The sequence below is a fragment of the Ruegeria sp. AM5 genome, from assembly GCF_056540645.1.
Map to the genome: position 1 here is coordinate 915,855 of NZ_JBQFXC010000001.1, position 26,610 is coordinate 942,464.

General features: G+C 57.1%; 23 protein-coding genes. 16 read left to right on the forward strand and 7 right to left on the reverse strand.

Going from position 1 to position 26,610, the window contains the following annotated elements; translation table 11 throughout:
* Position 1: 1 nt before the first annotated feature.
* The 7 genes from ACR0AH_RS04675 (at position 2) to ACR0AH_RS04705 (ending at position 9,888) form a co-directional block, all read left to right on the forward strand.
* The gene (locus ACR0AH_RS04675) at positions 2 to 958 is read left to right on the forward strand and encodes a site-specific tyrosine recombinase XerD (RefSeq protein ID WP_170563074.1); all 957 of its coding nucleotides are present in this window, start codon (positions 2 to 4) and stop codon (positions 956 to 958) included.
* Positions 959 to 1,021: 63 nt separating this feature from the next.
* Positions 1,022 to 2,329: an HlyC/CorC family transporter gene (locus ACR0AH_RS04680; RefSeq protein WP_170393312.1), complete on the forward strand. Its 1,308-nt coding sequence runs from the start codon at positions 1,022 to 1,024 to the stop codon at positions 2,327 to 2,329.
* Positions 2,330 to 2,434: 105 nt separating this feature from the next.
* A complete protein-coding gene (locus ACR0AH_RS04685) occupies positions 2,435 to 4,852 on the forward strand; it encodes a GcvT family protein (protein WP_480590654.1) in 2,418 nt (805 codons plus the stop codon).
* A gap of 31 nt (positions 4,853 to 4,883) precedes the next feature.
* Positions 4,884 to 5,498 (forward strand): nucleotidyltransferase family protein, encoded by a 615-nt coding sequence (locus ACR0AH_RS04690; protein WP_170510351.1) that lies wholly within the window; start codon positions 4,884 to 4,886, stop codon positions 5,496 to 5,498.
* Between the two features lie 746 nt (positions 5,499 to 6,244).
* Positions 6,245 to 7,681, forward strand: coding sequence for a DegQ family serine endoprotease (locus ACR0AH_RS04695; RefSeq protein WP_170731974.1), 1,437 nt, complete (start codon positions 6,245 to 6,247; stop codon positions 7,679 to 7,681).
* Positions 7,682 to 7,844: 163 nt separating this feature from the next.
* On the forward strand, positions 7,845 to 8,525 hold the full coding sequence (locus ACR0AH_RS04700; protein ID WP_170393316.1) for a response regulator transcription factor: 681 nt from the start codon (positions 7,845 to 7,847) through the stop codon (positions 8,523 to 8,525).
* Positions 8,518 to 9,888: a sensor histidine kinase gene (locus ACR0AH_RS04705; protein WP_480590656.1), complete on the forward strand. Its 1,371-nt coding sequence runs from the start codon at positions 8,518 to 8,520 to the stop codon at positions 9,886 to 9,888. The genes ACR0AH_RS04700 and ACR0AH_RS04705 overlap by 8 nt, the downstream gene beginning before the upstream one ends.
* Before the next feature lie 35 nt (positions 9,889 to 9,923).
* Here ACR0AH_RS04705 and ACR0AH_RS04710 read toward each other — a convergent pair whose 3' ends face one another.
* Positions 9,924 to 11,147, reverse strand: a complete 1,224-nt coding sequence (locus ACR0AH_RS04710; RefSeq protein WP_480590658.1) for a cytochrome P450 — start codon at positions 11,145 to 11,147, stop codon at positions 9,924 to 9,926.
* A gap of 92 nt (positions 11,148 to 11,239) precedes the next feature.
* Between ACR0AH_RS04710 and ACR0AH_RS04715 the strand changes: the two genes are divergently transcribed.
* Positions 11,240 to 11,587, forward strand: coding sequence for a TfoX/Sxy family protein (locus ACR0AH_RS04715; RefSeq protein ID WP_170563089.1), 348 nt, complete (start codon positions 11,240 to 11,242; stop codon positions 11,585 to 11,587).
* Here the strand turns inward: ACR0AH_RS04715 and rpiB are convergent.
* From rpiB to ACR0AH_RS04730, 3 genes are all read right to left on the reverse strand, one after another.
* Positions 11,584 to 12,033 carry a ribose 5-phosphate isomerase B gene (gene rpiB / locus ACR0AH_RS04720; RefSeq protein ID WP_480590660.1) on the reverse strand — a complete coding sequence of 150 codons (450 nt, stop codon included), beginning with the start codon at positions 12,031 to 12,033 and terminating at the stop codon, positions 11,584 to 11,586. The two genes, ACR0AH_RS04715 and rpiB, sit on opposite strands and share 4 nt — an antisense overlap.
* Before the next feature lie 118 nt (positions 12,034 to 12,151).
* A complete protein-coding gene (gene ndk / locus ACR0AH_RS04725) occupies positions 12,152 to 12,574 on the reverse strand; it encodes a nucleoside-diphosphate kinase (protein ID WP_008757405.1) in 423 nt (140 codons plus the stop codon).
* A 104-nt stretch (positions 12,575 to 12,678) separates the two neighbouring features.
* Positions 12,679 to 13,881, reverse strand: coding sequence for a multidrug effflux MFS transporter (locus ACR0AH_RS04730; RefSeq protein WP_170405251.1), 1,203 nt, complete (start codon positions 13,879 to 13,881; stop codon positions 12,679 to 12,681).
* Between the two features lie 105 nt (positions 13,882 to 13,986).
* Between ACR0AH_RS04730 and ACR0AH_RS04735 the strand changes: the two genes are divergently transcribed.
* From ACR0AH_RS04735 to ACR0AH_RS04765, 7 genes are all read left to right on the forward strand, one after another.
* The gene (locus ACR0AH_RS04735; RefSeq protein WP_480590662.1) at positions 13,987 to 15,840 is read left to right on the forward strand and encodes an ABC-F family ATP-binding cassette domain-containing protein; all 1,854 of its coding nucleotides are present in this window, start codon (positions 13,987 to 13,989) and stop codon (positions 15,838 to 15,840) included.
* Positions 15,837 to 16,457, forward strand: a complete 621-nt coding sequence (locus ACR0AH_RS04740; RefSeq protein ID WP_170393323.1) for a MarC family protein — start codon at positions 15,837 to 15,839, stop codon at positions 16,455 to 16,457. The genes ACR0AH_RS04735 and ACR0AH_RS04740 overlap by 4 nt, the downstream gene beginning before the upstream one ends.
* 41 nt (positions 16,458 to 16,498) lie before the next feature.
* A complete protein-coding gene (locus ACR0AH_RS04745; protein WP_170405245.1) occupies positions 16,499 to 17,080 on the forward strand; it encodes a TIGR02281 family clan AA aspartic protease in 582 nt (193 codons plus the stop codon).
* A 49-nt stretch (positions 17,081 to 17,129) separates the two neighbouring features.
* Positions 17,130 to 17,756, forward strand: coding sequence for an ImuA family protein (locus tag ACR0AH_RS04750; RefSeq protein WP_480590664.1), 627 nt, complete (start codon positions 17,130 to 17,132; stop codon positions 17,754 to 17,756).
* 43 nt (positions 17,757 to 17,799) lie between these two features.
* Positions 17,800 to 19,014: an MFS transporter gene (locus tag ACR0AH_RS04755; protein WP_170510795.1), complete on the forward strand. Its 1,215-nt coding sequence runs from the start codon at positions 17,800 to 17,802 to the stop codon at positions 19,012 to 19,014.
* A 47-nt stretch (positions 19,015 to 19,061) separates the two neighbouring features.
* Positions 19,062 to 19,607 (forward strand): YceI family protein, encoded by a 546-nt coding sequence (locus tag ACR0AH_RS04760; RefSeq protein WP_480590666.1) that lies wholly within the window; start codon positions 19,062 to 19,064, stop codon positions 19,605 to 19,607.
* 81 nt (positions 19,608 to 19,688) lie between these two features.
* Positions 19,689 to 20,912: an MFS transporter gene (locus tag ACR0AH_RS04765; RefSeq protein WP_170393328.1), complete on the forward strand. Its 1,224-nt coding sequence runs from the start codon at positions 19,689 to 19,691 to the stop codon at positions 20,910 to 20,912.
* 31 nt (positions 20,913 to 20,943) lie between these two features.
* Here the strand turns inward: ACR0AH_RS04765 and ACR0AH_RS04770 are convergent, their stop codons facing one another.
* The 3 genes from ACR0AH_RS04770 to ACR0AH_RS04780 form a co-directional block, all read right to left on the reverse strand.
* Entirely contained in the window at positions 20,944 to 22,617 is a 1,674-nt protein-coding gene (locus ACR0AH_RS04770; RefSeq protein ID WP_480590668.1) for a flotillin family protein, read from the reverse strand.
* A gap of 35 nt (positions 22,618 to 22,652) precedes the next feature.
* Positions 22,653 to 23,408, reverse strand: coding sequence for an OB-fold-containig protein (locus ACR0AH_RS04775; protein ID WP_480544462.1), 756 nt, complete (start codon positions 23,406 to 23,408; stop codon positions 22,653 to 22,655).
* A 167-nt stretch (positions 23,409 to 23,575) separates the two neighbouring features.
* On the reverse strand, positions 23,576 to 24,502 hold the full coding sequence (locus ACR0AH_RS04780; protein ID WP_480590670.1) for a hypothetical protein: 927 nt from the start codon (positions 24,500 to 24,502) through the stop codon (positions 23,576 to 23,578).
* Between the two features lie 234 nt (positions 24,503 to 24,736).
* Between ACR0AH_RS04780 and metG the strand changes: the two genes are divergently transcribed.
* On the forward strand, positions 24,737 to 26,455 hold the full coding sequence (gene metG, locus ACR0AH_RS04785; RefSeq protein WP_480590672.1) for a methionine--tRNA ligase: 1,719 nt from the start codon (positions 24,737 to 24,739) through the stop codon (positions 26,453 to 26,455).
* The last annotated feature ends 155 nt before the right edge of the window (positions 26,456 to 26,610 follow it).

Consider the following 26,610-nt stretch of genomic DNA (forward strand, 5'->3'; position numbering starts at 1 on the left):
CATGACCGCGCCCGCGTCTCAGGAGCTGTGGATTTCCACCTTCCTCGAAGCGCAAGCTGCTGAGCTTGGCGCCGCCACCAACACCCTGCTCGCCTATGGCCGGGATCTGAAAGATTTCTCTGATTGGTTGACGCGTCGGAAATCGGGCTTTTCCGAAGCGGATCGCGATCGGATCGAAGGTTACCTGATCGATTGCGATGCGCAGGGCCTGTCGCGCTCGACAAGGGCACGGCGGTTGTCGGCGATCAAACAATTGTATCGATTTGCTTTCGAAGAAGGCTGGCGCGAAAGCAACCCGGCCATCCAGATCAAGGGACCAGGGCGCCCCAAGCGATTGCCTAAGACACTGGACGTGCCCGAAGTTGACCGCCTGCTTGCAGCAGCGCGGCGCACGGGTCGATCCGACGCAGACAAAATTCGCAACACGTGCCTGATGGAACTGCTCTATGCGACGGGGATGCGGGTGACAGAACTGGTGTCGCTGCCGGTCAGTTCAGCCAGAGGTGATCCCCGCATGCTGCTGGTCCTCGGCAAAGGCGGGAAAGAGCGGATGGTTCCGCTGTCCCCCCCTGCCCGCGAGGCGTTGGCAGACTGGCTGCAAGCCCGCGATGCGGCCGAGGAAAAAGCCGTTTCCAAGGGAGGACAAGCGTCGCGTTTCCTGTTCCCGTCGCGCGGGAAATCCGGTCACCTGACGCGGCATCGCTTCTTTCTGCTGGTCAAGGAACTGGCGATCGAAGGCGGTGTTTCGCCTGAAAAAGTCACACCTCACACGCTGCGCCATGCGTTTGCGACGCACCTGCTGGCCAATGGCGCGGATTTGCGCTCGATCCAGACGCTGTTGGGCCATGCAGATGTGGCGACGACCGAGATCTATACGCATGTTCTGGATGAACGCCTGTCGGAACTGGTGTTGGAACACCACCCGCTGGCCAAAGACGACACCTCAGATCAGGGCTAACCCCTTGATTGGCCGGGCCCGCACCCCCATAACGAATGCAGCAACACGAACAACCTAGGACCAATGGAACCCACTCCTTCTCTGCTTGATGGCGCATTCTGGATCACGACAGGATCCATTCTTCTTCTCCTTGTCCTATCGGGCTTTTTCTCGGGCTCCGAAACTGCGCTGACCGCATCATCGCGTGGCAAGCTGAGAGCGCAGGCTGACAAAGGCTCGCGCGGGGCGAAAAAAGCGCTGGAAATCACCGATGATAACGAACGTCTGATCGGCTCGGTCCTTCTCGGCAACAACCTTGTCAACATCCTTGCCGCTTCGTTGGCGACCGCCCTGTTTACACGCCTGTTCGGCGAAAGCGGTGTGGCGCTGGCGACGCTCGTGATGACCCTTCTGGTGCTGATCTTTGCCGAGGTGCTGCCCAAGACCTACGCGATTACCAACGCCGAAAAAGCCGCCGCCTTGGTGGCACCCGTTATCAGCGTCGTCGTAACGGTGTTCTCTCCGGTGGTGGCTGCCGTCCGACTGCTGGTGCGCGGTGTATTGCGCCTGTTCGGCGTACAGATCGACCCTGATAGCAACATCCTTGCGGTCCGTGAAGAAATCGCTGGCGCATTGCAACTGGGCCATTCCGAAGGTGTGGTCGAAAAAGAAGATCGCGACCGTATTCTGGGCGCGCTCGATCTTGGCGACCGCGCGGTGGAAGAGATCATGCTTCACCGCTCGAATATTGAGATGATCGATGCGGATGACGAACCCGAGGCGATCCTGAAACAGTGTCTGGAAAGCCCACACACCCGCCTGCCTGTGTTCCGTGAAGAACAGGAAAACATCGTGGGTGTCGTGCACGCCAAAGACTTGTTCCGCGCAATGTATGCGCAGGTAGGTGGCGCGGATGGTGACCCTGAACGGCTTAAGAACTTCGACATCGCGAAGGTTGCCAATGATCCTTATTTCGTGCCCGAAACCACCACTCTGGACGACCAAATGCGTGAGTTTCTTCGCATGCACAGCCACTTCGCGCTTGTTGTTGACGAATATGGATCGCTGCGCGGGCTGATCACGCTGGAAGATATTCTGGAAGAGATCGTGGGCGAGATCGCAGACGAGTTCGACATCGACGAAGATGTCCCCGTTACCCGATCTGACGACGGCCAATATCTGGTCGAAGGCGCGATGACCATCCGCGACGCCAACCGCGCGCTAGACTGGTCGCTGCCGGATGAAGAGGCCAACACGCTGGCCGGGTTGGTGATCCACGAGGCTCAGATGATCCCCATTGTGGGCCAAGTATTCTCGTTCCACGGTTTCCGGTTTGAGGTCACGGCCCGCGAAGGCAACAGGATCACCGCCCTCAAGGTTCGTCCTCTCTAAGCCCTACAGCATGCGTATTCAGCAAACGACGCGCGGTGTCGCGAATGGAACAGTAATACGCCAGAGCCCTCGGCAGGCTCGCCCAAAAGCCGAGGGAGAAACATCGTGAAAACCACCACCCGTGTCGCAGTTATCGGAGGCGGCGTTGTCGGATGCTCGGTCCTCTATCACCTGACCAAGCTCGGTTGGTCGGATGTGATGCTGCTGGAACGGTCTGAGCTGACCAGCGGTTCGACCTGGCATGCGGCGGGCGGGTTTCACACCCTGAACGGTGATACAAACATGGCCGCCCTGCAGGGCTATACCATCCGGCTGTACAAAGAGCTGGAAGAGATCACTGGCATGTCGTGTGGCCTGCACCACGTCGGCGGCGTCACGCTGGCCGACAATCAAGACCGGTTCGACATGTTGCTCGCCGAACGCGCCAAGCACCGATTCATGGGTCTTGAGACCGAGATCGTCGGGCCTGAGGAGATCAAAAAAATTGCTCCGATCACCAACACCGATGGCATCCTTGGTGCGCTGTATGATCCGCTGGACGGGCACCTTGATCCGTCGGGTACAACACACGCATACGCCAAGGCCGCGCGTATGGGCGGGGCTACGATCGAAACACATTGCATGGTGCGCGAGACCAACCAGCGCCCGGACGGAACTTGGGACGTGGTGACCGACAAGGGTACAATTCACGCCGAACATATCGTCAATGCGGGCGGATTGTGGGCGCGCGAGGTCGGTGCGATGGCCGGGATCTATTTCCCGTTGCATCCGATGGAGCATCAATATCTGGTCACCGATAACATACCCGAGATCGAGGCCATCATCGACGCAGGTAGCGAGCACCCGCATGTGATGGACCCCGCTGGCGAAAGCTATCTGCGGCAGGAAGGGCGTGGACTGTGCATCGGCTTCTACGAACAGCCCTGCAAGCCTTGGGCGGTCGACGGCACCCCGTGGGAGTTTGGCCATGAATTGCTACCCGATGACTTCGACAAGATTACCGATAGCATCGAATTCGCCTACAAACGCTTCCCTGTTCTCGCTGAGGCGGGTGTCAAATCCGTCATCCATGGGCCGTTTACCTTTGCCCCGGATGGCAACCCTCTGGTCGGTCCGGTGCCTGGCGTGCGGAACTACTGGTCAGCCTGCGGTGTCATGGCCGGTTTCAGCCAAGGCGGTGGTGTTGGCTTGACCCTTGCTCAATGGATGATCGAAGGCGAACCCGAACGCGATGTGTTTGCCATGGATGTGGCGCGGTTTGGCGATTGGATCAGCCCGGGCTATACGCGCCCCAAGGTGATCGAGAACTATCAGAAGCGGTTCAGCGTCGCTTATCCGAACGAGGAACTGCCTGCAGCGCGTCCCAACCGAACCACACCAATGTACGACATCTTCAGCGATCTCGGTGCCGTTTGGGGGCAGCAATACGGGCTGGAAGTACCAAACTACTTTGCCCAAGGCGATGAACCGGATTTCGAGACACCCTCGTTCCGCCGTTCCAACGCCTTTGAGGCCACCGGCCGCGAAGTTCGTGCCGTGCGTGGAGGTGTTGGGATCAACGAAGTCCACAATTTCGGAAAATACCGTATTACCGGTGCCGGTGCTCGTGCATGGCTGGATCGCATCATGGCGGGCCGCATACCCAAACCAGGCCGCGTTTCACTGACGCCAATGTTGTCGCATAAAGGTAAGCTGATCGGCGATTTCACCGTCTCCGGCTTGGGCGACGACCTGTTTCACCTGACCGCCTCCTACGGCAGTCAGGCATTTCATATGCGCTGGTTCCTGAAAAACCAGGACCATGGCGTGGGCATCGAGAACATCAGCGACCGGTTGAATGGGTTTCAGATCGCAGGCCCCAAGGCCACCGAGGTTTTGTCGGCCTGCACCCGAGAAGCAGTCAACTCGCTCAGGTTCCTCGACGTGCGCGAGATGACAATTGGCATGACCGACTGCATCGTTCAGCGTGTCAGCTATACCGGCGATCTGGGTTATGAGATTTATTGCGACCCAATGGCCCAACGGCAACTATGGTGGAACCTGTGGCAAGCGGGTCAAGCCCATGACATGACCCCATTTGGCATGCGCGCAATGATGAGTCTGCGTCTGGACAAGTTCTTTGGCTCGTGGATGCGAGAATTTTCACCCGACTATACAGCGGCAGAAACCGGGTTGGATCGGTTCATCTCATTCTCCAAGAACAGTGATTTCATCGGCCGAGCAGCGGCCGAGGCCGAGCGCGCATCTGGCGTTGATCGCTGCTTGGTGGCTTTTGAGGTCGACGCGGCAGATGCGGATGTAAACGCGTACGAACCGATCTGGTTAGACGGCGCTGTTGTCGGCTTCTGTACATCTGGTGGGTATTCGCACTTTGCGGGCAAGTCGATTGCCATGGGGTTCCTCCCGACTGAACAGGCCACCGAGGGACGTGCGGTTGAAATTGAAATTCTAGGTCAGATGCACAAAGCGCGTGTCATCACGACCCCACTTTTCGATCCCGATGGCGCAAGAATGCGGGGATGACTTATTAATCCACCGACGGCATGCTTGCGAAATGACCCAGATTCCCATCATCCTGCTCGCTGCCGGGCAATCCAGCCGCATGGGTGGTGCTGATAAGTTAATGCAACCGATTGAAGGCGTGCCGCTTCTGCGCCGAGTGGCTCAGCGGGCGCTTGCCGCAGGTCACGTTATCATCGCCCTGCCCCCGGCCCCACATCCCCGATATACGGTGCTGGAGGGCCTCGGTGTTCAACTGGTCGAAATCCCAAATGCGCAAGAAGGCATGAATGCCAGTTTGAGAGGCGCAATGGCCTCCGTTCCAGCAAATGCACCTGCGGTCATGATCCTGTTATCGGACCTTCCGGACCTCACAACCCAAGACCTGAACAGTGTTCTCCGATCAGTCAAAACCCACCCTGACAATCTGATATGGCGTGGGGCTACTGACGAAGGCGCTCCCGGCCATCCTGTCGTGTTTGATCGTTCTCTATTTTCAGAGCTTTCGGAACTGAACGGTGACAGCGGCGCGCAGATTGTCGTGCAACGCTACAAGGGCAAGGTTCATCTGCATCGCCTGCCCGCCCAGAATGCGCTGCTTGATTTGGATACACCCGCCGATTGGACCCGTTGGAGTGCGGGCCGACCGCAAAAGCAGCCCCTCAAATAAACGCGACCCGGTCAATAATGACCGGGTCGCATGCCCAAAAACAGGACTACCACTTTCACCAATCTCTAAAGCGCGGTCAGATCGCCAATCAGGCTTCCCGACGTTGTGCTGCTGAACCTAAACAAGACCCCCTCGTTAACATGCCGCTCAGCGCTATGGAGACTGAGATGCGCCTTTGACACCCCCTAGTGCCTAAGGCCCCCCTCACTTGGGCAACTCCAATGTCGCTGATCCGATGCGTTCAAACAATGTAAAATTGGATGAAATGGTAAATTTCAGCGCAGGCGCACTGGCTTTTGAGCAACAATGCAACACTCTGGATTCTACCAATGGTTGCATCGACTTATACTTTTTCCAGAAGTTTCCGTCAGTTGCGCACTTAGAATACGGCTAACTTACCTATTTCAAAGGCATCGATGGGCGTGTTCGAAATCTGAACACTCCATCTCACGCAACTTTTAGGAGAAGTATTTTTGAGACCGCAAAAGCGTCGTTTCTTTGTTAACAAAAATGAATCAATTCAATGCTTTTTCGAAATTATTGACTTTATCGGCAACAATCCACCGATTCGCCACATAGCACCCAAGCTGATTCTTGCTACCCGAGCACGTTGAACGGAGTCATTAAAGCGGCGAAACGTGGCGAAATTAAGGTTTCTTAATATTTCTCTCAGGATATCCCAAGGTTGCCAGTGCATCTCCTCTCTCAATGCGCGGGATCAACCGCCGAAATAGACAGGAGTCAAAATGAGCATCCGTAAATCCTCACTGCTTATTCCACGCACATCCAGCTGGATGGGAGCTACCGCACTGGGCGCGGCCATGATGGCCACCACCGCCCTGCCCGCAATGGCAGACGAGGCTCTGGCCGATCTGGTCGAAACCGTCTCGCCTTCGGTGGTCACGATCACCGCCAGGCAAGATGCCAAACCACGCCCCACACAAGGTCAGGAGTTCGACCTCGAAAACCATCCCTTTGGCGAGTTCTTTAAACGGTTCGGCGGTCCTGAAGGATTTGACATGCCGCAGCGAGGCCCCAGCCAGGGTTTGGGATCAGGCTTTGTGCTGGATAAGGCAGGATACATCGTCACCAACCACCACGTTGTCGACAACGCCAGCGAAGTGACCGTACGTCTGAGCGATAACCGCACATTCGAAGCTGAAATCGTTGGTACAGATCCGCTTACGGACATCGCCGTGCTTAAAATCGACGCAGGAGAAGACCTGCAAGCCGTTCAAATGGGTGACAGCGATGTCATTCGCGTGGGCGAAGACGTCGTCGCCATCGGCAACCCGTTTGGCCTGAATGCAACCGTTACGACCGGTATTGTTTCCGCGAAGGGGCGCAATATTTCGGAAGGTCCCTACGCCGAATTCATCCAGACCGACGCTGCTATCAACAAAGGCAACTCGGGTGGTCCGCTATTCAACATGGATGGTGAGGTGATCGGTGTGAACTCGGCGATCTATTCGCCCAGCGGCGGCTCAGTCGGACTCGGCTTTGCGGTGACTTCGAATATTGTAGATCACATCACGGCTGATCTGCGCGATGACGGCGAGGTCAGCCGCGGTTGGTTGGGAGTGTCGATCCAGAATGTCAGCCCCGAACTGGCTGCTGCGATGGGTATCGATACGGCAACAGGTGCGCTGGTATCGGATGTTGTACCTGACAGCCCGGCCGATGGCGTACTGCAGCAAGGTGACGTGATCCTGACCTTCAATGACGAAGCCGTTGATTCCAGTAGCGATCTTCCGATCCTGGTTGGCACGACCAAGGTAGGTACTGATAGCACGCTGACTGTTCTTCGAAATGGCAAAGAAGAACAGATCGAACTGACAATCGGTCAGCATCAGTCAGCCTCGGCGGCGACCGATAGCGTGGTTGAAGACAAGTTCGAAGGTACGTCGCTGGGCGTAACCGTGGCACCGCTGACCGAAACCGCCCGCGCCGAGATTGGCGTGGCCGAGAACGTCGATGGTGTTGTTGTCACCGATCTGGAGCCCGAAAGCCCTGCGGCCAAGGCCGGATTGCAGCGTGGTGATGTGATCGTTCGACTGGGCAATCTGGATACAGTTACGCCAGACGCTTTGAAAGAAGCGCTGGAGAACGAAAAGACGGATCCAGCTCTGGTTTTGATCAATCGCGGTGGCAACCAGATCTTCGTCGCGGTCGAAATCGCCTAACCCTACACCTAAGCGCGCCACATGATGGGGAAATCTGGAGCGCTTATTCTGGCAGGCACGGATTGTCCACGTGCCGCCGGAACAGCCGGGTGCACCTTTGCACCCGGCATGTTTTTTTCAAAGAGTATGTGTGTTTAAATCCCATTGGGAAGGAGCCCTGACCATGAGCAGACGCTTGTTGATCGTTGAAGATGACCAAGACACACGGGACTTCATTGCCAAGGGATTTGGTGAAGAAGGCTATGTTGTCGAAGTCGCATCAGATGGCCGCGAAGGCCTGTACCACGCAACTGACGGCGGATTTGATGCGGTCGTGCTGGACCGAATGCTTCCCGGGCTGGACGGGTTATCACTGATTAAGTCAATGCGTGCGGCTGGGTTGAAAACACCTGTTCTGATGTTAACCGCCATGAGTGCAGTGGACGAGCGAGTCAAAGGCCTCCGCGCGGGCGCAGACGATTATCTGGTCAAACCATTTTCATTCCAGGAACTTCATGCCCGGATCGAAGCCCTGTTGCGTCGACCGCAAGAAGCCGAAGAAACGCCTACCCTTGCCTGCCGCGATCTCGAAATGGATCTGTTGACCCGCAAGGTCACGCGCAACGGTCGTGAAATCACCCTGACCCCGCGCGAATTTCAAATTCTGGAGTTCTTTCTGCGCCGAAAAAACCGCGTCGTCTCGCGCACGATGTTGCTTGAAGGTGTGTGGGATTACCACTTTGACCCGAACACCAACGTGGTCGACGTCCATATTTCGAAACTGCGCCGCCAGCTTGATGAAGACGGAGCCGACCCGGTGATTGAAACAGTCCGAGGCGCCGGATACATGGTTTCGGATGGATAACCTGCGCCTGTCGCTGAAAAACTCTCGTACTCGGTTGGTTCTGGCCAGCATGGTGCTTAGCACTTTGCTGACGGCGACCGTTCTGACGATGGTGTATTTTACGGCCAATCGCACGATTTCAGGCGAGACGCGTTCGGTCGTTCAGGCCGAGCTTACGGGCCTGGCAGATGAATATGAACGGCGTGGCATGATCGGGTTGATCTCGGCCATCGACCGCCGCTTGCCGACAGCGGCTGAGCGGGATGCCTTGTACTTGCTGACAGGTCGGCAAGGCACGAAACTGGCGGGCAACCTGACGCATTGGCCGGAAGGGATAACTCCAGGTAGCGGCTGGGTCGACCTTCAGCTTCGCAAAGAAGATACGGATCAATATGTCCCGATCTCTGCCGCTTCGGTCCGGCTGCCGGGTGGCGAAAGGCTGCTTGTCGGGCGTGATTCATTGGCCAGACAGCAATTCGACCGGGTTCTGTTCCGGTCTGTTGCACTGGCACTTGCCACGGCATTGGCGCTGAGTTTGTTGACCGGCTGGCTGCTGACCCGGCTGGTGTTTTCACGACTGAAAGACATCGCCAATACAGCCGACAATATCGTTTCCGGAGATTTAGCTCTGCGCATGCCTCTACGTGGCACGGGCGATGAATTCGATCAGGTCGCGGCCACATTGAACAACATGCTGGATCGTATTGAAGAACTGATCAGCAACCTGCGCACAACGTCCAATTCTATTGCTCATGACCTGCGCTCTCCCCTGTCGCGACTGCGGCAACGGGTCGAATCCCTTGCTGAGCCCGGCAAAAGCGATCAAGATCGCGAGATCGACATGGCGCGCGCGACCGGAGAGATTGACCACCTGCTGCGCGTTCTCAGCCAACTGACCGAGATTTCGCGCGCCGAGGCCGGTCTGGGCCGCGAACAATTTGAACCGGTAGAGCTTTTGCAACTGGTCGGTGATGTGGTTGAGTTATACGAACCTGTCGCGTCTGATCAGAACATCCGACTTGAGGTCGTTGGAAACGCGGACCCAATCCAAGGCCATCGCCCTCTGCTGTCTCAAGCACTGTCGAACCTTCTTGAAAACGCCATGCGCTACGCCCCGACTGGCACGGCGATCACCATCGAAATTCGAGACGACGGCGACTATGCGTTACTCAGCGTTCGCGACCGGGGCCCTGGCGTACCAGAAAGCGATCTGCCCCGATTGCAGATGCCGTTTGTCACGCTTGATCCCGCAAGGACAGGGCGCAATGCTGGTCTTGGACTAGCGCTTGTGGCGGCAATTTCGCATATGCACGGCGGCACGTTTCTTGCGCGTAACCGGAAGCCAGGGCTTGAGACAACTCTGAAGTTGTCACGCAATTCTTAATTTCATGAAGAACATCTACTAGAGCGTTGATCAAATTACATAACTGCAGGCAAGGAAGCGTATCCGTGAAAGCGAATGCGACCACCCTGCACCCGTTTTCCTTGAATCTGGTAATCGGGAAAACGATTCAATAACCGGCCCAATGCAACACGACCTTCAAGACGCGCCAAAGTCAGGCCAACGCAGACATGCGGCCCGCCTGCGAAAGCTAGGTGCCTGTTCGGCTTGCGTGTGATGTCAAACCGGGTCGGGTCGGTGAACACCTCGGGATCACGGTTCGCTGCCCCGATACAGAGATGCAGGTTCGTTCCTTTGGCGATCTGATGTCCTCGGATTTCAACGTCCGCCGTAGTTTCCCGATTGCCAAATTGGTTGGGCGACCGAAAGCGCAAGACCTCTTCAACCGCCGGAGCAATCAATTCGCCATCTTCCAACAGTCTTTGGCGTTGTTCTGGATAGTCATGAAGCAGCGCCAGCCCATTGCCGATCAGATTGGTGGTCGTTTCGTGGCCCGCGTTCAGTATGAAGATGCAGTTTTGCAGAAGCTCAATCTCGCTCAGCATCTCATCCACGCCTTCGCCACGGATCAGACGTGTCAGAACATCTGTTTCCGGATCTCCCGGTTTTGCGCGACGACGGGCGACGAGATCCCGAAGGTAAGTTTTGAAGTCGCGAACAGCAGTGTGACCCTTTTCCAGCTGAGCTTCCGTCAAAGCGGGTTCCAAAGCACCAAGGATAGCCAGAGACCAATCGCGCAGAGGCGCGCGTTCATCCATCGGTACATCCAGCAGATTGCCGATGATTTGGATTGGAATGGTCGAGGCAAAATCCGCAATCAGATCAACCCGTCCCCTGCCCGCCATATCATCCAGCAGCGTATCAACGGTTTCGATCAGACCCGGCTCCATCCGCGCGATTGCCCGGGGCGTCAGGGCTGAGGTCATGATCTTGCGCACCCGCGTGTGCAGCGGTGGATCGGAGAACACCAGTGAAGTTGTATGATGTTCGAATAACGGCGAGCCAACACCGAATTTAGGGCCGAACGCAGCCTCCTTATCCGAGGAATAAAGCGTCGTGTTGCGATAAATGGCATCCAGATCCGCATGGCGCGACAACAACATGGAACCGTCAGGCTGCCGCAATACAGGTGCATGCTTAAGCAGTGCATCATAAAAGGGGAACGGGTCGTCGACAAACCCCTCGGGCGGGTTCATCAGGTCCAGATTTTGCGCGACATTCTCTAGGCTTAGATCGTTCATTCTTGACCCCTCCAATGCTTGGGTAGCGGAAAGGGAAGCCGCAAACAACCTTGAGCGGGTGACAGGCCGCTTGGGGCGGGATAAGACAAGGCATGTCTGATCCGATCTCCTCCATCCGCAATCTTGGCCCGGCATTCGAACAAGCCTGCGCACGAGCGGGCATTATGACGGCTCAGGAGTTGCGCGCGTTGGGAGCAGACGAGGCTTATTCGCGCCTATTGCAGGCCGGAACGCGCCCTCATTTCATCGGCTATTATGTATTGGTCATGGGCTTGCAAGGTCGCCCCTGGAATGACTGCAAGGGCGAGGAAAAGAAGGCCTTGCGCGAACGGTTCGATGCGATCAAGGCCGGAGTCAGCATAGCACCAAAGCATCAGATGATTGCCGATCTTGATGCTTTGGGCGTGCGTATATCGGCCAAGGATTTGGCGGCAGACTAGGCTTCGAGCGCCCCGATCATATCGACCCGCATTGCGTGGCGACCACCTTCAAATTCGGATGCCAGGAAAGCAGCCGTGATTTCCAGTGCTTGCTTTTCATCGAGAATCCGCGCCCCCAGCGAGAGCATGTTTGCGTCATTGTGCTGCCGGATCATCTGGGCCGAAAAGACATCACTGCAAACACCACATCTGACGCCGTTGATTTTGTTGGCCGCTATCATGATGCCCTGCCCGGTGCCACACAGGATGATACCAAAGCGACAATCACCCGATGCCACAAGGCGCGCTGCGGCAGCTCCGTGTTCGGGATAATGAGTGCTTTCCGATGTGGTCGGACCGATATCTACGGCCTCCCAACCTTGGGATTCAACGTAAGCAGAGATAGCCTGCCTGAGGTCGATTGCAGCGTGATCACTGGAAAGAACAATGCGTTTGTTTGTGCTCATGACGGCATTTCGCTCCTGTCGACTAAAGCAATGCGGACAAACACTCTTGAGCCCTGCCCTCATAAGAAAGGCCGCACCCGATATGGGGTACGGCCTAAAGCTGTGATCTGACGGCCGATTAGCCGACCAGTTCGATGCCCGAGAAGAAGTAGGCGATCTCAACCGCGGCAGTTTCCGGTGCGTCCGAACCGTGGACCGAGTTTTCACCGACCGATTCAGCGAATTCGGCGCGGATAGTGCCGGGAGCCGCGTCTGCGGGGTTTGTTGCGCCCATGACTTCACGGTTCTTGGCAATGGCACCTTCGCCTTCCAGAACCTGAACAACAACAGGGGCCGACGACATGAATTCGCACAGTTCGTCATAGAACGGACGCTCGGCGTGCACGTCATAGAACTTGCCAGCTTGAGCTTTGGTCATGTGAATGCGCTTTTGCGCGACGATGCGTAGGCCAGCTTCTTCGAACTTGGCATTGATTTTGCCAGTCAGGTTGCGGCGGGTTGCATCGGGTTTGATGATCGAGAATGTGCGTTCCAGTGCCATATTGGCCTCTCCTTGACTTAAGGGCGCGATACCCGCGCCGAAATCCATCGCGCGCCGCCTAACATGGTATTTGCCTCATGAAAAGCGTTATGATCGTTTATCGCTCAGATCGCCTCGGGCAGCGGGTCGGTACGATCCAACCGGCGGACATAGAGCACTGCCAAAAGACCCGCAAAGCTGCTGCCGCACATCATGCTCAGCACCAGATAAGGCCCGTTTTCGGGGCTTACGAACGTCCCGGTCATCATGGTCAAGACCGCCCCCAGCGCCACGATCAAAGCGCCTGATAATCCAGCCGCGCTGCCGGCCAATTTCGGGCGCACCGACATCACCCCGGCCGAGGCATTTGCATTGGTCAAACCATTTCCGAAACCAACGCAGATGGCGGATCCAAAAAACACCCAGACCGAGCCCATATTGCCGATGAACAGCAGCAGCCCGCAAAATGGCCCAACCGAGGCCACGACCCGACCGAACAAGATCATTGTCGTCAGCTGGGTGCGCTTTGCGATGCGCCCGGTGACAAAGTTGCCGACCATAAACCCGCCCGTGATGATACCGATGCCCAGACCCAGCATTGCTGGGCTCAGGTCGAACCAGGCTGCGGCGACCAATGGCGCGCCGGTGATAAAACTAAAAAAACCGCCGATGGAGAACGCGGCGCATAAGGCGTAACCCCAGAACCTACGCGCGCGGAACAAATGCGGGTATTCCCGCATCTGCGCCGCGAAAGTCGACGAGCGGTTGGTGTTGGTTTCACCCATGTCAGCCCAAAGCAGCAACAGCACCCCTGCCCCAAGCAGCGAATACAGCACGAACCCGGCCCGCCAACCAAAAAGCATATCCAGCGCGCCGCCTAGCATTGGCCCAAGCATCGGTGCCAGTGCCATGGCCATTGCGACATAACCCAGCTTGCTGGCGGCCTCGTTTGGTGGATATCGGTCGCGGATCGAAGCACTCGACAGCACCGGCCCGGCCACCACCGCCGCCTGAATCATCCGAAACGAAAGGAAAACCCAGATTGACTCGGCTAAGACGCATCCAATTGATGCGGCGACAAATATGACCATCGCGATCAACAAGACAGGTCTTCGCCCGTAGCGATCCGACAGCGGCCCGACGATCAACTGCAAGACCGCCGAGACAAATAGGTACCCTGCGACGGCCACGTTCATCAGGCCATAATCCACGCCGAAATCTTCGCTCATATGCGCCAGCGACGGCAGGAACATATTCAGTGTCAGAACCGAGAGCGCCGTTGCAAAGATCAGAGTTATCAGGGTCGGAGGAGATTGAGCCGCACGCATATCGAAACCGTTTGGAAGACGAACCGGAACAGCGCTAACACATTGCTTCTGGCTTGAACATGGTGACCTCTGGCGGCGTCTTGGATGCTCTGATAAGAGCGCCTCATGCTACGGATCGATAACATCACATACGCCGTTGAAGGGCGTCCTCTGTTCGACGGGGCCAGTGCGACCATTCCCGATGGCCACAAGGTCGGCCTTGTCGGGCGCAATGGTACCGGAAAGACGACGCTCTTTCGGTTGATCCGGGGCGAGCTGTCGCTGGAATCAGGCAATATATCCCTGCCCAAACGTGCGCGGATCGGGGGCGTGGCGCAGGAAGTGCCGTCCTCGGATGTCTCGCTGATCAACACGGTTCTGGCCGCGGATGTGGAACGCAGCACATTGATGGCCGAAGCAGACAGCGCAATAGATCCGAACCGCATTGCTGAAATCCAGACACGGCTGGCTGATATTGATGCTTGGTCGGCTGAGGCTCGGGCAGCCTCGATCCTCAAAGGACTGGGCTTTGACGATGAGGATCAGCTGAAACCCTGTTCGGATTTCTCGGGCGGATGGCGCATGAGGGTAGCGCTGGCGGCCGTACTGTTTTCGCAGCCTGACCTGTTGCTGTTGGACGAACCGACCAATTATCTGGACCTTGAAGGTGCGTTGTGGCTTGAAAGCTATCTGGCCAAATACCCTCACACCGTCATCATCATCAGCCACGACCGGGGGTTGTTGAACCGCGCCGTCGGATCAATTCTGCATCTCGAAGATCGCAAACTGACTTATTACGCGGTTCCCTACGACAAGTTTGCCGAACGTCGCGCTGAACGTCTGGCACAAGCAGAGTCGGAAAACGCCAAGGCCAAGGCCCGCATCGCACATCTGCAAAGTTTCGTGGATCGTTTCCGCTATAAGGCGTCAAAGGCCGTACAGGCCCAGTCTCGTTTGAAGATGATCGAGCGCATCCAACTGGTTTCAACTCCGCAAGAGGCGGCTTTGCGCGCCTTTTCATTCCCCGAGCCAGAAGAGCTGTCGCCACCGATCATTCAGCTTGAAGGAGGCGTGACCGGTTATGGTGAGACCGAGGTTCTGCGACGACTGAACCTGCGTATTGATCAGGATGATCGCATCGCTCTGCTAGGCAAGAATGGTCAGGGCAAGTCGACCCTTTCGAAACTGCTATCTGACCGCCTACCCCTGATGGCGGGTAAAATGACCCGAAGCTCCAAGCTGCGCATCGGCTATTTCGCGCAGCATCAGGTAGATGAGCTGCATGTGGACGAAACACCATTGGATCACTTGCGCCGCCTGCGCCCTAATGAGGCGCCCGGCAAGTGGCGCTCGCGTCTGGCGGGGTTCGGATTGAACGCGGATCAAGCGGAAACGCTGGTCGGTCGCCTGTCGGGCGGACAAAAGGCGCGCTTGTCGCTGCTGATCGCTACCATCGACGCGCCGCATATGCTGATCCTTGACGAACCGACGAACCATCTGGACATCGAAAGCCGCGAAGCGTTGGTCGAGGCACTGACTGCCTATTCCGGCGCGGTCATCTTGGTCAGCCACGACATGCATCTACTGTCGCTTGTCGCTGATCGGCTATGGCTGGTCTCGGATGGCACCGTGAAGCCATTCGATGGCGATCTTGAGGCCTATCGCACTCTTTTGCTGGCCCGCGAGAAACCGGTCAAAGATAAACTACAGGCGCCCAAACCCAAACGTGCGTCACGCGAGACCGTATTGGCCCTGCGTGCGGATCTGCGCAAATGCGAAGACCGGGTCGAGAAACTGACCAATATGCACGACAAGCTTTCTGCCAAGCTGGCGGATCCTGCGCTTTATGAAGATGACCGGATCAACGATCTGGAAACCTGGAACCGCAAATTCGCCGAGGTGGTCGAAGCCATGCAAAAGGCTGAAGCCCTATGGGTCGCCGCCGCAGAACGGTTGGAACAGGCAGAGAGCGCAGCATGATCGACATGGCCTTTTTCATAACGGCTTTCACCACGATGTTTGTGGTGATCGACCCTTTCGGAACCACGCCAATTTTCGTTGCCTTGACGCAGGACATGGATGCGGCCACACGCCGTAAGATTGCCATTCGCAGCTGCCTGACCGCGGTTTTCATCCTGATCGCCTTTGCCGCTTTTGGTGAAGCGGTTCTTGGATTCGTCGGCATCTCGATGGAAGCCTTCCGCGTTGCAGGTGGCGCGCTTTTGTTTCTGACTGCGCTGGACATGCTGTTCGACCGCCGTACCAAACGCCGCGAGGACCGCGCCGAGGAAGAAGATCATTCTGACCCTTCGGTGTTCCCTTTGGCCATCCCCCTGATCGCGGGCCCCGGATCGATCGCAACAATCATTCTTTTGGCCGGACAAAACCCGGGCGTCCCTGGGATCGCAGCGGCCTGCGCTGTTATGCTGGCCGTCATGTTGGTTGTATTTGTGTTCTTTCTGGCCGGAGGCATGATCGCCCGTATTCTTGGTAAGACCGGGCTGAACGTGCTGACACGGCTGCTGGGTATGCTGCTGGCTGCACTGTCGGTTCAGTTCATTCTTGATGGCCTCAAAGCCTTTGGTTTCGCCTCGTGAAACACCATATTGGTATGAGAAAACTGATTTCGGGTGATTGAATGGACGGCTACGATATTGGGCGCTTGACCTATCTGGTTCTGCTGGGTGCGGCCCTGTTGATGTGGTTTATCACTCAGAACCGTCAGTCTTTGGGCAAAACCATGCAGCAGGTCGCGGCTTGGGTGTTTATCTTTATCGGTGTCATTGCCGTTGTCGGATTGTGGGATGACATCCGTTCAACCGTCAGCCCGACCCCGCAACTGACTGTGACCGATCAGCGGATTGAAGTGCCCCGCTCTTATGATGGACACTACTATTTACCAATGCTGGTGAATGGCACAGCGGTGACCTTTCTGGTCGATACCGGGGCCAGCAATATCGTCATCAGCCCGAAAGATGCCGAACGAATTGGAATCGATACGGATCAATTGAACTATCTCGGTCGCGCCTCGACGGCCAATGGCATTGTGCGTACAGCGCCGGTTCGGCTGGACAGCCTGTCTTTGGGCCCCATCACCGATCGCGATATCCTGGCCTCAGTCAATGAAGGCGATCTGGGTCAATCCTTGCTAGGGATGGCGTATCTGCACCGCTTTTCGAACATCCAGTTCGCAGATGGGCGTCTAATCCTGTCGCGTTGACCGCATTCCTCAATTGAGAACAAAGTAAGAACATGCTAATTTGATCAGCATGTCCACCAATCTTCTTGGCCGCAAGCCCGCGCGCACCCCACCCGGGGTGGCCCTGCACCCACAGATCAGTCTGCAACTGGCCCGTGTACACGAAGCCTGCGGCCCTGCCCGGCGTAGCTTTGCTCTGTGGGTGGCGGGGCAGACTCAAGGGCCAGTGATGTGGATTGCCCCGGCTTGGGAGGTGGCGCAGCTGCATCCCGAGGGCATGCTGCCTTTTGCCGATCCGTCCCGGTTTCTGCTGATCCACCCTGACAAACCTGAAGACCTGTTGTGGTGCGTGGAAGAAGCCTTGCGCAGCGGTGCCGCCCCGTTGGTCATTGGCGATTTGCCCGGCCCGCCGGGTCTGACCCCGGTCCGGCGGATGCATCTGGCTGCCGAACAGGGCGGTATATCGGGACAGGCCCCGCTGGGGCTACTGCTGACGCCTGACGATGGTGGCGCACAGGGGATTGAGACGCGCTGGCATATGGTGCCCACCTATCGGGACGAGGCCTGCAGTTGGTGTCTGACCCGCCGCCGCGCCCGCGCCCTGCCCCCGGCCAGTTGGCACGTGACGCGGGCTGCTCCTCATTGCGGACTGCAGTTAAAGCAGATCAAATCCGAAGACGCCCCGATGATCACATAACTTGTGACTGGCCAAAACCGGACTTGCCCCCTAGCGTGCCGGCATGACACACCCGATCCATGACAGCCGATATTCGTGGCTTCGCCTGCTGATCACCCTGGCCATCGCAACCGTGGTCAATGTGGGCATGTGGGCTGTGATCGTCGTCATGCCCGCCATCGAGGCCGAGTTTGGCGCGGACCGAGCCGCAGCGTCGATGCCCTATACGCTCGCCATGATCGGCTTTGCCTTCGGCAACATGTGGCTGGGCAAGCTGGTGGACCGACTGGGCGTGACAATGGCGTTGATCGGCGCCGCTGTGCTGAGTGCGGTAAGCTATCTGCTGGCAACCCTTGCGCCGAATATCGCGCTGCTGTCGGTTGCGCATCTTCTGCTGGGGCTCGGTACGTCAATCGGATTTGGACCACTGATCGCCGATATCTCGCATTGGTTCATGCGCAGGCGAGGGATTGCTGTGGCACTGGTGGCCAGTGGCAACTACCTGTCTGGCGCGATATGGCCCACGCTGCTGTCGGGCATTCTGCAGCGCGACGGGTGGCAGCAGGTTTATCTGAGTCTCGCCGTCATCACCCTGGTCGCCGTCATTCCTCTGTCCCTGCTTTTGCGCAGACAGGTCCCCGTCGAGGCGCACGGCACGGCAGCAGCGGCAGCACAGGTCAAAGCACAAAGCGTCGGCTTTTCACCCCGCGCCCTGCAGTACATCCTTGGGTTGGCTGGTATCGGCTGCTGCGTGGCCATGTCGATGCCCCAGGTCCATATTGTCTCCTATTGTGTGGGCTTGGGCTATGGCCCGGCCGTTGGGGCCGAGATGCTGTCTCTGATGCTGTTGGGCGGCGTGGTTAGCCGCATCATCTCGGGGCTTGTCGCGGACCGGTTGGGAGGGCTTTCAACACTGCTGATTGGCTCGGTCCTGCAATGTATCGCTCTGTTCCTGTTTCTCCCTTATGATGGGATGGTTTCGCTTTATGTCGTCAGCATGCTATTCGGGCTGGCCCAGGGTGGTATCGTCCCCAGCTACGCGCTGATTGTACGTGAATATATGCCCCCGCAAGAGGCCGGTGCGCGCGTGGGTTTTGTCATGATGATGACTATCCTCGGCATGGCTCTGGGTGGTTGGATGTCGGGCTGGATTTATGACGTGACTGGCAGTTATCAGCTTGCTTTCATCAATGGCATCCTTTGGAACGGGCTGAACATCGCAATCGTGCTGATGCTCATGAAACGCTCGCGCCCGCGCGGTCGCACGGCGATGGCATGAGGAACCTTACCCGACGCAGCCTGATTGCAAGCCTTTGCGCGTTACCAATGGCACGGGCAGCGATGGCCGCCCTCACCCCATATGCGCTGGCAGCATCGCGCAGTTCCGTTGGCTTCACCTATGATTTGTCCGGCGCGCTTCAGACGGGCACGATGCCAGTACAGTCGGCCCAAATTCTGATTGATACCAATCGCTTGCAAAACAGCCGGGTCGATGTCGTGCTGGACGTGGCCCGGGCGCGGACGAACCTACCATTTGCCCGAGGTCCGATGTTGGGAAAAAGTGTGTTGAACGCTGCCCAATACCCCACCATCCGTTTCATCACGACTAAGATTCAGCTGGGACCCACTGGCCGTATCTCGGAAGGTGCAACCGTGACCGGCGATCTGACAGTGCGCGGTATCACGCGTCCGGTGACTTTGAGCGCCAATCTGTATCGGAGACCGGGAAGCGCGGTGGATGATTTGGACACCCTGTCCATCCGGCTAGAGGGGGCGATCAATCGAAATGAGTTTGGCGCGTCTGGATATCCTGATCTTGTACAACCCACGATCGGCCTGGACATCCACGCCGAAATCATCCGGCAGGATTAACCACAAAAAAGGCAAAAAACGACGTCAGGGCGTCGATTAGGCGCGCGCATTTCGTGGCGACAAGGTCAAGTTGCACCTATCATGCGTACGATCATTTCATTTGCCGCCCTCTTTCTTTCGGTCATTCTGCTGCAGCTCTCAACGGGCGGTGTTGGTCCGCTGGATGCAATCTCGGGGCTGACGCTTGATTTTTCGACCGAACAGATCGGTCTGCTGGGGTCATCGCACTTCATTGGGTTCTTTGTTGGTTGCTGGTGGGCTCCGCGGCTTATGGGCAGCGTCGGGCACTCGCGCGCATTTGCGGTCTGCACCGCTTTGGGCGCGATGGGGTTGCTGGGGCATACGCTGACTGAAAACCCTTATGTCTGGGCCGCGCTGCGTATCGCGTCGGGCACCTGTGTCGCCGGTTGTTACACCGTGATCGAGGCTTGGCTGAACGCCAAGGTCACCAACGAAACCCGTGGGCGCGCGATGGGTACGTATCGTATCGCCGATATGGGGGCCTCGCTTTGTGCACAGCTTATCATTGCTGTTCTGCCACCCGCCTCTTACGTTTCGTACAACCTGCTTGCGATCCTATGCTGTGCATCGATCTTGCCGCTGGCCCTAACTCGCGCCAGCCAACCCAAGACACCGGACACCCCGCGCCTGCGTCCCAAGCTGGCCTGGCACAGCTCACCACTGGCTGTGGCGGGCGTTATCGTGGCTGCGCTTAGCTCGGCATCATTGCGCATGGTCGGCCCGGTATACGGTCAGGAGGTCGGATTGGGCGTAGATCAGATTGCCTTCTTTCTGGCCTCTTTCGTTCTGGGCGGCGCACTGGCCCAGTACCCCTTGGGTTGGCTCGCAGACAAGTATGATCGACGCTGGGTGCTGATCTGGCTATCCGTGGCAGCGGTGCTAAGCTGCGGTGTCACGATGTTGGCTAGCGGAACTGGAACGGTCGGCGTTATGCTGGCCGCCGGGTTCTTTGGCCTGACCACGTTTCCGATTTTCTCGGTTTCCTCGGCCCATGCGAATGATTTTGCCACGACCGAACAACGCGTTGAATTGGCAGCGGCCTTGATGTTCTGGTACGCGCTGGGGGCGATTGCATCGCCCTACATCTCATCCACGTTGATCCAGCAATTCGGCCCCGGAGCCCTGTTTGCTTTTGTTGCATTGGGTCATGTGTTTCTTATTGTCTTTGGCCTCGCCCGTATGCGTTCGCGCCCGACGCCCGAGAAACGGACGAATTATGTCTATGCACCGCGCACATCCTTTACCATCGGCAGGCTGCTCAAGGGTTCTCGCGAAAAGCAATGAAAAAGGGCCGGGAAATCCCGGCCCTTCTGTTTTACTGCTGGACCGCTGGCCCGTTGTCCTCGACCGCGTCGACCACCTCATCTGGGTCCCCGGTGCTCTCAAGCGCACCGTTCACCACGCCCCCGACGCCGTTCTCCATGGACAAGCCAAGCTCTTCGCCCAGTTTCTTGAGCGCTGGCATCTGCACGGCCATTCCCATGATCGAATCCAACGCCTGATTGACAACCGGCTTTTCACCGCTTGAAACACCACCACCATTGGCAGCTCCGATCCCACCAACCTGATGGATTTTGATCGAGTCGATTTTTTCGGCCGGTTTGACCATTTCCGAGATGATCGAGGGCATGGTTTCAATGCGGGTCAAGTCGACCTTCATCCGGATCTGCTCAGGTGACAGGGCATTGTCGGCCTCTACGATCGCACGCTTACCTTCCGCCTCGGCCAGCATGTCGTTCTTCTTGGCCTCGGCGCGAATGTTCAACGCGTCTGCTTCGGCCTGCGCTTCCTCGCGGCGGGCTTCGGCGCGATCTGCGGCGGCCTCTTTCTCGGCCTGCGCTGACAAACGGATCGCGGTGGCCTGACGTTCGGCCTCACGAGTGGCTTCAATCAGAACAATCTGCTTCTGACGCTCGGCCTCGGCCACTTCGCGCGCCGTAGCCACAGCTTCGGTTGCTTTGGTCGCCTCGGCTCGAGCCAGATCGGCGGATGCGCGCGCACGGCTTTCCTCTTCGGATTTCTGCGCGATGATGATCTGGCGTTCCTGTTCCGCCACTTCGATCTCACGCTCTTTGGCGATCTCAGCATCGCGGATCTTGCGCTCGCGCTCAATCTCGGCGGAACGAATGGCCTCTTCACGGGCAATCCGGGCGCGTTCGGTTTCGCGTACCGAGTCTTCAGTTCGCGCAGCGATCTCCGCCTCTTGCGCCACACGAAGAGTTTCCACCTTCTGCGCCTGCTCGATGCGTGCCTGCTGTTCGTCCTGTTCGATCAGCAACTTCTGACGCTCCGCTTCCATCGCCGCACGACGCACCTCAACCTCGGCCTCGGCGTCTATCTGCGCGCGTTCTTTCTTGGATATGGCAATCACCTCGGCCAGCTTGCGCATACCCACGGCGTTAAAGGCGTTGTTCTCGTCCAGCGCTTCAAACGGAGTCTGGTCGAGCGCAGTCAGCGAGACCGATTCCAGCGACAAACCGTTCTTCAGCAAGTCTTCGGACACCGCATTCTGCACTTCCTGCACAAAGTCGGCGCGGTTTTCATGAAGACCATCCATGGTCATCTGAGCGGCCACGGCACGCAGACCGTCGATCAGCTTGCCTTCGATCATCTCACGCAGTTGCTCGACGTCAAAGGTGCGATCACCCAGCGTTTGCGCGGCGCGTGCGATGCCCTCTTCAGTCGCCATCACCGAGACGTAGAATTCGACACCCACGTCGACACGCATCCGGTCTTTGGTGATGAGCGCGGCCTCACCACTGCGCTGCACCTCAAGGCGCAGAGTCTTCATGTTGACCGGGCTGACTTCGTGCAGCAACGGTACGATGATGACGCCGCCATCCATGATGACCTTTTTGCCACCCGCGCCGGTTTTCACCAGGCTGATCTCGCGCGTGGCGCGTCGATAAAGGCGGCCAAGTACAAGGCCTATGAACAAGAGTACGGCTAAAATAGTCACAACTGTAACGGCCAGGAATGATAGTTCCATGCAATATCCTCCGGATTGGGGTTAAGATTTTTTGGTTAAACTGACATGCGAACCAGAACGAACCGGTCGCGCCGTCGATCACGCAGAACAAGGACTTCTGTTCCCTGCTCCAGCGCATCTTTGTCCTGCAACGGCTCTGCGCGCAGGTAGTGCGTGTTGCCAAAGCGATCCATGACGCGGACTTCGGCTGGACGGCCTCGCGATGCGATACCCTGAGTGATCACGCCACGGCGGCGGGCCAGCATCCGTTCCGACATCGCTTCGGTTTCGGTTTTGGGCAGGAGGCGAGCGAAGACACCACCAAAGCCACGTGCGAACCATAGGCCGAATACTCCGGCCGGAATCGCGGCCAACCATGCAGGTAAGTCAAAGCCCAGCAGATCACGCAGCGCCAGTTGCAGGCCTATGCCACTCAGGCCGAAACCAGCCAGCAGCACAACGAGCCAGATCATGAATGGCATCTTGCCAATGCCCAACCAGCCAAACGGGCCGACGGGCGTAGCCGCAGGCACATCGGTTTCAATTTCGGCCAGTTCCAAGTCACTCAGATCGATGTCGGCGTCGATATCCAGATCAAAGTCGACGACGTCCAGATCGGGCGCGTCGACCATGTCCAGATCAACCTCGCCCTCGCCTGCCAGAAGACTTCCCCCGAAAACCAATGCGATCAGTTCAAGGCCCAGAAGACCGAACAGAAGCGCAAGCGCCAAGGTAAAGGGCACAAATGCGCCCTCTAGTAAAAAGTCAAACATCAGCAGATTGCCCTCGTTATTGTATACTTTTGTATACATTTTAAATGGGAAGTCATTGCTACAATTTCAAGAGGTTGTGATTCTGTGTTTCAACCTGAGGTTATTTACATCCAAATGTCAGGTACAATCTGCAACCATGACATTAAGCTCAATTTCTTTCGCCCGTGCGAAACGTATCACCTGTTCACACCTGCTGAAGTAATTCTCTAATCGGTGGGCTTTGGCGGTGGTGCCGGGATCATTTCATCCAGGATCGATCCCGCCTCATATCCCAGCAGGTCAACCCGCATCCGTTCAGGGTCCCCGAACACCCATGCACCAACATGCCTCTGCATTCGAACGTATCCGGCGTATCCGGCCAACGCGTCGTTCCCGTGTGCGTTCTCAGCGAACAGAACCTGCCCGGCAGCAACCTTTTCCGGCATCACGCGCTGTAGGTACAGTAGCACGACATTGACGTCTTTGACGCTGGAGCCGCCGTGATGCACCACATACATCTTGGCCCACTCCTCTTCGCTTATGGCTGCGCGTGCATCGGACACGGCGGTATGAAGTGCGTTCAACTCCGCACGTGCAGATTTCTCCATATTCTCTGCCCAGATGGGCCGCATGTCGTTGATCACCTGCGAAACCGTTTCACGTGTGATCTGATCCTTGTCGAGTGCACCTTGAGCAAATGCCCGGGCTGTTTCGAGCATTTTGCGCTGGCTCGCCAAGTCGTCCTTGGCTATGTCCAGTTCGTCCAATGCCGCAAGAAATACATCTATCTCATTGATGATAATTGCAAACTCCGCCTTCCAGCGCTCATCATCGGTATTTTCATCAGGCCATGGAGTCACCGCCCCGATCAATCCCAACACAACATGCGACGTGGACTTCAGATGTTGATAGGTTGGCGCATCCCTTGGATAGCTCGCCTCTCCGTCTTCGGTCATGACTGTGACATCACGTGCGATAATCATGACGGGCCTGGTTTCAGCCGTCAGCGCATCCTGGCCACGGTGAAAGATCGAGAGCATAGCGTGGTCAAAAGCATACACCGGATCATCTGTGGCGCTCTGGTCGGCGATGGCGCTGGCGGTAAATACAATAGCTGCAACGGCGGCACAGCAGCCCATCCATAAACTCTGCATAATGAAATTCCATAAACTCTGCATAATGAAATTCCCCCTAAGCTGGGTTCTCCTGATCATCATACACCATTGGTACGCACGGGGCGAAATCGCTGACGAACGCGACACAAACTCGCGGGAATGCACGAAGTCGCGTAGTAGTACCCGTTAAATTCAAGCGGGTATGAATGCGGGCTTTTGCTTACTGGCCACATAAGGTAGACGGGCGCGCAGACAGATACGTGGAAGCGCATTATGGCCCGAATTCTCATCACCTCGGCGATCCCTTACATCAACGGGATCAAACATCTCGGCAACCTGATCGGCTCGCAATTGCCTGCCGATCTGTACGCTCGCTATCAGCGCGGCCGGGGCAATGAGGTCATGTTCCTGTGTGCAACCGACGAGCACGGCACCCCGGCCGAGCTGGCCGCCGCCAAAGCGGGCAAACCTGTGGCTGAATATTGCGCTGACATGTACGCAGTACAGGCCGATATCGCCAAGCGCTTTGGCCTGAGCTTTGATCACTTTGGCCGCTCGTCCAGCGATCAGAACCGTAAACTGACCCAACATTTCGCTGGCAAACTGGATGAGGCCCGGCTGATCCGGGAAGTCAGCGAAAAGCAGGTTTATTCCAACGCCGATGGCCGTTTTCTGCCCGACCGCTATATCGAAGGCACTTGCCCCAATTGCGGTTATGAGCGCGCGCGCGGTGATCAGTGCGAAAATTGTACCAAGCAGCTAGACCCGACCGACCTGATCGAGCCCCGCAGCGCGATCAGCGGCTCGACCGATCTTGAGGTGCGTGAGACCAAGCATCTGTATTTGCGTCAATCCGCAATGAAAGATCAGCTGGACGCGTGGATCGACAGCAAGACAGACTGGCCGATCCTGACAACCTCGATCGCCAAGAAGTGGTTGCACGATGGCGACGGCCTGCAGGATCGCGGCATTACCCGCGATCTGGATTGGGGTGTACCAGTCAAGAAAGGTGATCAAGATTGGCCCGGCATGGAAGGCAAAGTCTTCTATGTCTGGTTCGATGCCCCCATTGAATACATCGCCTGCGCCAAGGAATGGGCCGACGCCAATGGTAAGTCTGATGCCGATTGGGAACGTTGGTGGCGCACCGACAAAGGCGCGGATGATGTGCGTTACGTTCAGTTCATGGGCAAGGACAATGTGCCCTTCCACACCCTGTCTTTCCCGGCCACCATTCTGGGATCGGGCGAGCCCTGGAAGATGGTCGACCACCTGAAATCATTCAACTACCTGAACTATGACGGTGGCCAATTCTCGACCTCACAGGGCCGTGGAGTGTTCATGGATCAGGCGCTGGACATTCTGCCCGCCGACTACTGGCGCTGGTGGCTGTTGAGCCATGCGCCAGAAAGCAGCGACAGCGAGTTCACATGGGAGAACTTCCAGCAGTCGGTGAACAAAGATCTTGCGGATGTTCTGGGTAACTTTGTCAGCCGGATCACTAAGTTCTGCCGCTCGAAATTCGGTGAAGCAGTGCCCGAAGGTGGTGCGTATGGCGAACGTGAACAGACCCTGATTGCTGAGCTTACTAGACGAGTACGTGCCTACGAAGGCCACATGGAAGCGATGGAAGTGCGCAAATCCGCGCAAGAGCTGCGAGCGATCTGGGTCGCGGGCAACGAGTATCTGCAGGCTGCCGCACCATGGTCTACCTTTAAGGAAGATCCTGCGCAGGCTGCGGCGCAGGTGCGGCTGGGGCTGAACCTGATCCGCCTCTATGCAGTTCTGAGCGCGCCGTTCATTCCCGATGCGTCTGCAAAAATGCTTAGCGCGATGAACACACTCGATACCAGCTGGCCCGAAGATATCGATGCCGCGCTGCGCGCCCTGCCCGCTGGCCATGAATTTTCGGTTCCCGACGTGCTGTTTGCCAAAATCACGGACGAACAGCGCGAAGACTGGCAGAATCGGTTTGCGGGAACGCGTGAATAACAACAAAATTCGATTTATGAATGCCGCAGCGGAGCCCTGAAACGTCTCCGCTGCTGGTTTTTGGCAGAGAAAATTCGCCCGCCCCAATTGACATCGGGCAGATAAACGCCTGCGGATGCAGGCTAAGTCTGCAGATTGGAAAGAAATTTCGGGTC